General features: G+C 36.0%; 11 protein-coding genes. All 11 read left to right on the top strand.

The window, feature by feature from the left end; translation table 11 throughout:
• Nucleotides 1-955 precede the first annotated feature (955 nt).
• The 11 genes from DCC39_RS15440 to DCC39_RS15390 all read left to right on the top strand — a co-directional run bounded on the left by DCC39_RS15440 (nucleotide 956) and on the right by DCC39_RS15390 (nucleotide 10,378).
• Nucleotides 956-1,654: a DUF2306 domain-containing protein gene (locus tag DCC39_RS15440; RefSeq protein ID WP_116555799.1), complete on the top strand. Its 699-nt coding sequence runs from the start codon at nucleotides 956-958 to the stop codon at nucleotides 1,652-1,654.
• Nucleotides 1,655-1,689: 35 nt separating this feature from the next.
• Entirely contained in the window at nucleotides 1,690-2,136 is a 447-nt protein-coding gene (locus DCC39_RS15435) for a GNAT family N-acetyltransferase (RefSeq protein WP_116555798.1), read from the top strand.
• A 140-nt stretch (nucleotides 2,137-2,276) separates the two neighbouring features.
• Complete coding sequence (locus DCC39_RS15430; RefSeq protein WP_116555797.1) at nucleotides 2,277-2,723, top strand: DUF3995 domain-containing protein; 447 nt, start codon at nucleotides 2,277-2,279, stop codon at nucleotides 2,721-2,723.
• 246 nt (nucleotides 2,724-2,969) lie between these two features.
• Nucleotides 2,970-3,224 carry a hypothetical protein gene (locus tag DCC39_RS15425; protein WP_116555796.1) on the top strand — a complete coding sequence of 85 codons (255 nt, stop codon included), beginning with the start codon at nucleotides 2,970-2,972 and terminating at the stop codon, nucleotides 3,222-3,224.
• A 446-nt stretch (nucleotides 3,225-3,670) separates the two neighbouring features.
• Nucleotides 3,671-4,639 (top strand): ABC transporter substrate-binding protein, encoded by a 969-nt coding sequence (locus DCC39_RS15420; RefSeq protein WP_116555795.1) that lies wholly within the window; start codon nucleotides 3,671-3,673, stop codon nucleotides 4,637-4,639.
• The gene (locus DCC39_RS15415; protein ID WP_116555794.1) at nucleotides 4,629-5,654 is read left to right on the top strand and encodes a FecCD family ABC transporter permease; all 1,026 of its coding nucleotides are present in this window, start codon (nucleotides 4,629-4,631) and stop codon (nucleotides 5,652-5,654) included. Before DCC39_RS15420 ends, DCC39_RS15415 begins: the two co-directional genes overlap by 11 nt.
• Nucleotides 5,651-6,433 (top strand): ABC transporter ATP-binding protein, encoded by a 783-nt coding sequence (locus DCC39_RS15410; protein WP_116555793.1) that lies wholly within the window; start codon nucleotides 5,651-5,653, stop codon nucleotides 6,431-6,433. Before DCC39_RS15415 ends, DCC39_RS15410 begins: the two co-directional genes overlap by 4 nt.
• A 143-nt stretch (nucleotides 6,434-6,576) precedes the next feature.
• Entirely contained in the window at nucleotides 6,577-6,846 is a 270-nt protein-coding gene (gene rpsN / locus DCC39_RS15405) for a 30S ribosomal protein S14 (protein ID WP_116555792.1), read from the top strand.
• Nucleotides 6,847-6,890: 44 nt separating this feature from the next.
• On the top strand, nucleotides 6,891-8,090 hold the full coding sequence (locus DCC39_RS15400) for a GTP-binding protein (protein WP_116555791.1): 1,200 nt from the start codon (nucleotides 6,891-6,893) through the stop codon (nucleotides 8,088-8,090).
• A 296-nt stretch (nucleotides 8,091-8,386) separates the two neighbouring features.
• Nucleotides 8,387-9,349: a CobW family GTP-binding protein gene (locus DCC39_RS15395; RefSeq protein ID WP_116555790.1), complete on the top strand. Its 963-nt coding sequence runs from the start codon at nucleotides 8,387-8,389 to the stop codon at nucleotides 9,347-9,349.
• A gap of 18 nt (nucleotides 9,350-9,367) precedes the next feature.
• A complete protein-coding gene (locus tag DCC39_RS15390; RefSeq protein ID WP_116555789.1) occupies nucleotides 9,368-10,378 on the top strand; it encodes a permease in 1,011 nt (336 codons plus the stop codon).
• The last annotated feature ends 8 nt before the right edge of the window (nucleotides 10,379-10,386 follow it).

The following is a 10,386-nucleotide window of genomic DNA, read 5'->3' as shown; positions in this document are numbered from 1 at the left end:
CTTTCAAGCTGTCCGGATCAACTGGAAATTCTTCTAAATGTGAGCTCTAAAGATATTATACGAGGAGTTAGAAGATGAAAAATAAAAAAAGAAATAGAGACGGCTTTTTTAAAGATACCCTAATTGAGTTTATATTTGAAGTGGCTTGGAACATCTTAATGTTTATACCAAGAATGATAATTCGCTTAATAGGGAACATTTGGTGAAGTAGTTAGTCAAAATAGAGCTAACGAGGGCGATTGCAAATAAGAGCAGTCATTTTTTTACAAACAAGACAGCATTCCTGCAATAAATGAACTAAAAAGGATAAGTTTGTGAATAAACACACATAGACTAAAGGGTGCGATTGTTGAACAAAAAGGATACACATACTATGTGTGATCCTCTTTTTATTTGTTTTTAAAAAAGTTTAGGGATTGAACTCTTAACTTCTTTCCACACTTTTTCCGATAGCCCTTTTTAAAAAAATATCCAAAATGAGAATCTAAATGGCGAATTGTTAGTAAGAGAGAAATTAATGATTTTCTTCAAATTTGGCACTCCTCATTTTTTCTTTTGACAAACCAATCTTACAGTATTCCATATTTATCGAAAAAACTCTCAGGGATTATCATAATAAAATGTAAATACATGGGTTGATGCAAATTCATATTCTCTATTATTCTTTCAGTTGTGCATGAATAAATTTTTTATTTTCTGGGTGCCCTATATACAATGTGAAACTGTACAATATAGGTGATGCAGCAATGGTAGACCAAATTAACCAATCACCTGATCGGGAAACAATTTGAATGATTTCATTTACAAACACTTCTTTTTCTGCACTAATTGCGCTCATGAAAACTGTATAATTAAAAAGGAAAGAATAATAATTCTACCTATAAAATGGCTATATGACTCGTCTATTGAAATAAACTTTAGATTATGTAAAGCTATCGTGTAAGGGGGAAAATCTATGGAGTTTATGTTTATGATTGCACGGTGGTCTCATATCTTAGGAGGCTTTTTGGCATTATGTGTGTTTTGGATTCCAATTGTTACGAGAAAGGGGAGAAAGACGCATCGACGCAGTGGCTGGATATATGTGTCTGCAATGAGTATTGTGTCCATTTCGGCATTATATATGGGGATTTATCGTCTTGCTTGGGATTCGTCATTTAATGCAGAGGATGTTCCATTTTCTTGGTTTCTTATTTTTATTGCTATTTTAAGTGGAGGGGCTGTATGGTATGGCTTACGTGTCCTTCGTTATAAAAAGCGCAGCGTAGCACATAGGAAGATGATTGATCTGTTGCTGCCGATATTATTACTTATCTCTGGTATCGCAATTAGCATATATGGCTGGAAAATAGATTTTCCATTATTGAAATTTTTTCCTATTGTAGGTGTTTTTTTGGGAGGAGCTCAATTACAATATTGGTTGTCAGCTCCGACTAGAAGATCGCATTGGATAGTAGAACATATTATAGGTATGCTATCATGCTGTATTGCTACTGTTACTGCATTTACTGTATTTGGTGCGCCGAGGCTTCTTCAGGTTGAATCCGTAAGTTTGGTCGTATGGGTCATCCCAATTCTTGTTTTTGTTCCGCTTATTATTGGATTCACTACCTATTATACAAATAAAATGGATGGAAAACGTTCTGCATCTTGAACGTGTGAAAAGAAATCAAGTATGAGGAGAAACAAATGAATAATAAATATGTTACCTACAAAAAGTTACAGTCAGGCAATGAAAAGGATTTTCATGATTTAGTCTTATTATTTAATGATGTATTTGAGACTGAAAATGACGCAAATCATGAGAATATCAGGAAATTACTGAATAATCCAAGTTTTGTATGTTTGGCCGCTTTGCATCATCATAAGGTTATTGGAGGAATAACTGCTTATGAGCTCATGTCGTATGATAAGGCTGGCTCCGTGATGTATGTTTATGATTTAGCAGTTAAAAATAGCCATCAGCGAAGCGGAATTGGCGGCAGATTGGTTTCTGAGTTATTAGCGGACTGCAGAAATAAAGGAATAAAGGAATTATTTGTTCAAGCGGAGGAAGCTGATGCCCATGCAGTACATTTTTATCAGAAACTGGGAGGCGAATCCTTTCAAACACGTCAGTTTCATTTTAATCTTTAACGTTTAGTATTTATCTTGTCGGTTCCAATCATATAATTGGGCGTTCTCATAGTTTAAAATGTTCAAAATTAGATTGTTAGATAAATATTGGGTTTAATTGAATCGAAAACGAAAGAATAATTCAGAGAGGCGTTTTTTTTTTGAAGAAAAATTATTGGATGATTGGTATAGGTATGGTTTGGACTGTTATTTTTGCAGCAATGAACTTTTATTGGGCAATTGGTGGCCTTATTGGTGCTAGATCTCTTGGTGGATCCATTTATGAGATGGCCATGAATCCATCTCGTTCCTTTGTGGTTATTTTATGGCTTACAGGTGCAATTAAATTGCTTGGTTTTTTATTATTGTCATTGCTCCTTATTCAATGGAAGAAACCGATTTTAAACAACACGTTATTTTATGTGACAAAATTTATAGGGGTTTTACTATTCCTTTATGGATTCCTTAATTTCACCACTATCACATTAAGTCTGTTTCATATTTTGGATTTTGATTTAGAATTATATGCAGTATTGTGGAGGTTACTTTTTTGGGAGCCGTTTTGGATGGCTGGTGGTGTTTTTTACTTTTTTTCGGTTAAAAGCTAAAGCGAAAATTTGGGGTTTTCATGATCTCCTATTTACCGAATTACGGATGACTTCATCTTCCAACCACATAGGGATTGTTTTTTTGTATCTGGATTATCGTGTGGAATTAAAAATAATTTTTGTATGTTAAAATAGGATTAAAAGATCAATTCAAAATAATTATTATTACACAAACGGGTCATCTTGTTTAACAAACGGACTGCATTGCAGAAAACGTTAGAAGGATTAAATTAAAGGGGGTATCAAGTGGCTATTAGAGGTTTCCTTCATCCGGTTTTGGCTTTATTTTTATTTATGGTCGGAATATTGATGGCTAATACAGTCCATTTATCATTTGGTCTAATAATGATTTTAGGCGGTCTGATGTTAGGATTTTCACCAATACGTAATGATATTCCATTTATGAATAAAAAGGCGAAGTCGTTGTTTTACGTATCATTCATTTTTTTATTACTTTTAATCTCGTCAACGTTTCTTGTTATAATTACGGTTATTACCTGAATGAACAAAGAATCAGGTACTTCACAAACGCGCGATTGTGGGACAAAAAGGGTACACATACTAGTTATGTGCTATCCTTTTTTATTCGTTTTTTTCATTTCAAGAATGAAGAAGAATGCCGTCATTCGTGAGGTAGAGTCTTTTTCACTGCCGGATGATTGTACTGTTTTATAGGATAAAATGGTTTACATTGGGGCAACTCAAAACCGGGCAGAGAACCTTTTTCGCACTTTTCTGGAAGAATACATTTATAGAATATTCTGCAAATATTTATACAATGCAAATTATATTGAAATCTTTTTATTTCCATGTTAAGGTATTTAATGTTTAAATAAGAATCATTATGATTTAGGAGGGGTAAAATTAACAAGCAATTTAATAAACGGTTGGGCTAAATTTTTTTATTTAATAAATAAGAATCATTACGATTTGCGGAGGCGTAAAAGTTGAAGCTCAAAACTATGGGCCAAGTATTTAGTGCAGTACTTTTAGCTGGAGCTTTAAATGGCTGTGGAACGGAAGCCATGTATGAAGATAAAACAAATGAGGGAACTACAGAAATTGAAACAACGGCTTCAACAAGAGAAATTACAGATAAAATCGGACAAACGATTCAATTCAAAGAAACACCAAAACGGATTGTCGTTTTGTCTCCAGAATTTCTCATGATGTTATCCGAGTTAGACGTAAAGGTTGCAGGAGCCATTACAACTGGAATGGAAATACCGGGTGTGAAGGACATCCCCTCTGTCGGAAGGATCAATGAGGTGAATTTAGAGGAAGTCGTTGCTTTACAGCCTGATTTGGTGATTGGTCAACCAAACTTTCACACCTCGCTGGTGGAAGATTTAAAGCAAAATGAGATCCCGCTGGCGATTTTAACGATGACCTCTTTTGAAAATGTGAAGGAAGCTGCTCAAATGTTAGGGAACGTGCTGGATATAGAAGAGCAAGTTGCAACTAAAATTGCCGAAGCTGAGAAGGAAGTAGGGGAAATCCTGTCAACAGTTGATACACAGGCAGGACATACAGTCGCCATTTTAAATGTTACACCTGCAGGTATATCCATTCAAAAAGAGGGGATGACTTCGCTGGAAATTGCAGAAATGCTTGGCCTCAACAATGTAGCAGCATCTCTTCCTTCTTCACCAAAGAGTCCGACATCTGCACCGTATAGTATGGAAGAATTGGTCGCGTTACAGCCGGATTATTTGTTTCTAATGATACATGGTGCCGAAGAGCCCGGACTGGGGATGATTGAGGCCCAATTGAAGAAAAACCCATCATGGACATCGTTGGAAGCAGTAAAGAATGACCGTGTTCATATTTTGCCTTCAGAAAAATTTTTAACAAACCCTGGTTTCAATTATGCGGAGTCTCTTCAATACATGGCTGATTTAATCAATGGAAACTAAAATTTCTGAAACACAATCGCTTTTGCGTTCGAAGGTGAAATTGTATTTTCTTTTAACGATGTGTTTTCTTTTATTGGCGATTCTTACATTGTCATTCAGTATTCATGTCGGGTCGGTAAAAATACCAATTGCAGAACTATGGCAATATCTTTTATCACCTGACAAGGAAGGAGCCATGCGGGATATTGTATGGAATATCCGTTTACCCCGAAATGTTGCTGCTGCTCTGGTGGGATCCAGTTTGGCTGTTTCCGGGGCATTGTTGCAAGGGGTCATGCGTAATCCTTTAGCCGATCCTCAGATTATCGGGGTTTCCAGTGGTGCGGGGTTAGGTGCGATGCTTATCATTATCCTATTTCCGGAATACATACACTTAGTCCCTCCTTTTGCCTTTGTCGGAGCGACTATCGCGGTTTTTTTGGTTTATGTATTGGCATGGAGAAATGGTTTGCAGCCGACCCGGATTATTTTAGCTGGTGTAGCAATTGCAGCCTTCTTTGGAGCTGGGACTTCAACGCTTATGACTTTTTATAATGACCGCGTTCATGGTGCGATTAGTTTTATGGTCGGAGGACTTGCCTCAAAAAATTGGCCAGAGGTAGAGCTGATCCTTCCTTATGTCATCGTCGGTTTAGTGCTTGCGATGTTCAGTGCGCGTAAGATGAACATATTGATTTTAGGTGATTCCACAGCGAAAAGCTTAGGACAGAATGTTGAGTTGACACGTATTTTGATTACGATCATTGCCACTTTACTCGCGGCTGCTGCTGTAAGTGTTGCGGGTTTGATCGGATTTGTCGGATTAATTGTTCCCCACATTTCAAGATTATTGTTTGGTAATGATTACCGCATATTATTACCCGTTTCCGCTTTTCTTGGGATGATTATATTAACACTTGCCGATATGATTTCAAGGCTGATTTTTTCACCATTTGAAGTGCCTGCAGGGGTGGTTATGGGATTAGTAGGCGCCCCATTTTTTGTGTATTTACTTAGAAAGAGGGATTATGCTTGAGTGATTTAGTCAGCAATTCCATTTCACATCAAATCGGCACACGCCCGATTTTACAAGATGTCTCCTTTACAATTAAAAAAGGCAAAATTTATAGCATTATTGGCCCGAATGGCTGTGGGAAAAGTACGTTGTTAAAAACATTGGCTCGCCAAAATAAACCCTCCAATGGCTTCATTACATGGAATGGGCAAAATATCTATCATATTTCTCAGAAAAAAATCGCAAAACATATTGCGTTATTGCAACAGCATACTCAAAGATTTGATATTACGGTGTTGCAACTCATCTCTTATGGCCGTACACCGCATAAGTCAATGTTTCAAAAATTTGATGAAAAAGATGAAAGAATTGTCCAATGGGCCATTCAACAAACAAATGTCGAATCACTTCTGGAACGAAATATTGCTAGTTTGTCTGGTGGAGAAGCTCAACGGGTTTGGATTGCGATGGCTCTTGCACAACAAACCAATCTCTTATTTTTAGACGAACCGACAACTTATTTGGACATTGCCCATCAAATCGATTTATTAGAAATGATTAAAAAAGTCAATCGCGAACACGGAGTAACGATTGTAATGGTATTGCATGATATGAACCATGCCGCTCACTATTCAGATGGAATTATCGTCATGAAAGATGGCGCCATTTATGATGTTGGCGCACCTGCAAAAGTACTGAATGCCAAAATGTTTAATGAAGTTTTTTCTGTCACATTAAAAACTTTCTATGATGATGAAGAGAAAAAGTTATTTTATGAACTGAAAGGAAAGAGAATGTAAATGAATCATCAAATTGACCAATTTCCTTTTACTGCTATTGTATTTGCATTTATAAAAATCATGTGATTTAATCATTATAAATCGTAATGATTACGATTTGAATTATTGCTTTATCTTACAAATAAATGAAAGGAATGATTTTAGTGGCGAAAAAATCAAAAGTTGCTAAAGAAAAAAAGCGACAAGCGTTAGTTGCTAAATACGCTGAATTGAGACAAGAACTTAAAGCGAAAGGTGATTATGAAGCGTTGAGAAAACTGCCGCGCGATTCATCGCCAACGCGGTTACATAATCGTTGTGAACTGACCGGAAGACCGAGGGGTTATTTAAGAAAATTCAAGATGTCTCGTATTGCGTTCAGAGAGCTTGCTCATAAAGGGCAAATCCCCGGAGTGAAAAAATCTAGTTGGTAAGGCTTCAATAAATAAATGAATTAAAAACTGAAGGAGGAAAAGGTGTGAATAAAAAAGTTCCTGTCACGGTCTTAAGCGGTTATTTGGGAGCGGGAAAAACAACCCTCCTCAATCATATTTTAACGAATAGGGAAGGATTAAAGGTTGGGGTCATTGTTAACGATATGAGTGAAATAAATATTGATGCGGAATTGGTGAAGCAAGGCGGCGGTCTATCGAGAACAGATGAGAAACTTGTTGAAATGTCAAATGGGTGCATTTGTTGCACGCTTAGAGAAGATCTGTTGATTGAGGTTGAGAAACTGGCAAATGACGGGAACATTGACTACATTTTAATCGAATCAACGGGGATTAGTGAGCCAATACCTGTAGCGCAGACGTTCTCATATATTGATAAGGAAATGGGTATAGACCTGACACGTTTTTGCCGGTTGGATACGATGGTAACAGTCGTCGATGCCTATCGATTTTGGCATGATTTTAAATCTGGTGAAACATTATTGGATCGAAAAGAGGGGGCGGGAGAAACAGATGATCGGGAAATAGCAGATTTACTGATTGACCAAATTGAATTTTGTGATGTTCTAATTCTTAATAAATGTGATCTTGTTGAAGAAGATGATTTGGAGCAATTAGAACAGGTTCTTAGAAAGCTTCAGCCTAAAGCAAAGTTAATTCGTACCGTTAATGGCAAGGTTGAACCGAGAGATATATTAAATACACAGCTTTTTGATTTTGAAAAAGCAAGCCAGGCTGCAGGCTGGCTTCATGAATTAAATAACGGTGCAAGTAATCATACACCTGAGACAGAGGAATATGGGATTTCATCTTTTGTCTATTATCAACGTGTGCCATTCCATACGATGAGGTTTTACAATTGGCTTCGTGCTATGCCAGAAAATATGATAAGAGCGAAAGGGATTGCTTGGTGCGCTACCCGAAATAATTTGGCACTGTTAATGTCACAGGCCGGCCCATCTGTCACTATACATCCTATTTCTTATTGGGTTGCTTCGCTTCCCCGAGACGAGCAAGAACAAATTAAAGAACAAAATCCTGAAATAATAGAGGAATGGGATAATACGGTCGGTGATCGTCATACGAGACTCGTTTTTATCGGGAAAGATTTAAACCCTGAGACCGTTATAGAAGATTTAGATCAATGCTTGTTAACACCACAGGAATATGATAGTGATTGGCAGGCTTTGGATGATCCGTTTGAATGGGAGATTAAAAAAGCCTGATAAGGATAAGTTAGATATTTTAATCATGTTTATTAAGGAACAAATCGTAATGATTACGTTTATCATTAGATGAAGGACAGCAAAATGATGCGACGAATAAATAAGCCTAAAACCTGAAGTTGAGGATATGCTTGATTAAAAAGGAGGGAATCACTTATCAAAATAGTGTATTCCTCCTTTTTAAATTAATGAGAAAGCGACACAAGCAATGCGTTATTTTTTTAATATAAATCGTAATAATTCTTATTTATAAACAATATAGTAAGTAGTGTGAAAATAAATAAAGGAGGATTTCAATGTTCCATAAAAAAATTTCTGTTTATATCATTAGCGGTTTTTTAGGTAGCGGAAAAACTACAGTACTATTAAAAATGATAGAAGAGTTACAAAAAAAGAAATTGAAGCCGGGAATTATTTTGAATGAACTCGGAGACACCAATGTCGAAAGTCATTTATTTAAAAAGGAAAAAGTGTTTGAACTGTTAAATGGCTGTATTTGTTGTACAATTCAAGACGATTTAAAGGAGACAATGCAACAATTTCTTATCGAAAATGAAAAGGAACCGGTAGATGTACTTTTAATTGAAGGGACAGGTGTCGCAAATCCCCTAGAAATCAAGGAAGTGCTTTTAAGTATACCTTTTATAGACTATTTTGAATTAATATCAATCATTACTTTAGTGGATGCAAGTCACTTTTTGGATTACCAAAGTATTTTTTCAAGTTCCAGAGAAGTGCGTAAATTATTAAGTGAACAATTGGCAAGTGCCAACGTTATTATATTAAATAAAACAGACCTTGTTCCTATTTCCCAACTTGAAAAAATAAAAGTAAAACTAACTGACAACGTGGGAGCTGAAAAACCGGTGTTTCTTGCGAAATATGGGGAAATCGAATCGGAAAAGTTATTTGAAAAAAGAATGCAAACCGTGTCAATTAATAAAAACTCTCTTCACAATGACAATGAGGGACACCATCATCATGCAAACATTCAAGCGATCAAAATTGAAGACTTGCCAAAATTCCATTCAAAAAAATTAGAAAATTGGCTAAAACAACTGCCGAAAGAGGTGTTAAGAGGTAAAGGTGTTGTAGAAATAGAAGGAGAAAACAAGTTATTCAACTTTCAATTTGCATCAGGAAAAACACATTTTACGGGATTGCATAGCAAAAACATTACAAAACCAGTCATCATCCTAATAGGTATGAATATAAATAGAAAACAAATTCAACAGTCATATGATCGCTATTTTAATTAATTAGATTGGAGTTTGATGATGGGGGAAGCGCTCAGAAATGCAATAAAAGATGGAATTGGTTTCGCATTGCTGCTACTTTTCGTCTTTCTGTTTCTGTTTATCGAGCAGTTAGACTTTCAGGACAAGCTGGTTATTTCGAATGATTGGCTAAATGTAAATACGATTTTTTTAAGTATTTTATTAGAAGCCTTACCTTTTATTTTAATAGGGGTGATTGTTTCTTCTCTAATCCAGACATTTGTATCTGAGGATTTAATACAGAAGCTTACACCTAAAAATTCTATTGTAGCGATTGTACCTGTTGCCATTCTAGCCGCTATTTTTCCAGTTTGTGAATGTGCCATTATACCGATCGTTCGAAGATTAATCAAAAAAGGGATGCCATTACATTTAGGAACGATATTTTTAGTAGGTGCACCGATTCTTAATCCTATTGTTTTTGCATCTACATATTATGCTTTTCAATCAAATGTAATGATGGCATATGGGAGAATGGGGCTTGCTTTTATTCTATCGATTGTTATTGGATTAGTCGTTTTTATCATCTTCAAAAAGAGTAATCAACTAAAATGGACAACTGGTGAGCTTTTAGGAACAATACGTGGAGATACCAAAAATGGGGTAAATCGATTTAAAGCGACTTTCTATCATGCAAGCGATGAGTTTTTTGAGGTGGGAAAATATTTAATTATAGGTGCATTTATTGCCAGCATGTTTCAAACATTTCTAGACCGCAATATCCTTTTAAATCTTGGTTCTAATGAAACAACTGCACCTCTTGTTATGATGGGATTCGCCTATGTCTTGTCTTTATGCTCAGAAGCCGATGCGTTTGTAGCAGCATCTTTTGGGAATACATTTTCACACGGATCGATTCTTGCCTTTTTAGTGTATGGCCCAATTGTAGATTTCAAAAATACAATCATGCTATTTGCTTTTTTCAAACCTAAGTTTGTCATTGGCTTCCTTTCAATTGTAACGCTTGTTGTATACGTTGCTGTGCTTATCTATCAAAATATGTTCTTGTAACGGAACGG

Source organism: Pueribacillus theae, assembly GCF_003097615.1.
Lineage (GTDB): Bacteria > Bacillota > Bacilli > Bacillales > UBA6769 > Pueribacillus > Pueribacillus theae.
This window is presented reverse-complemented; position numbering and strand designations above follow the sequence as displayed.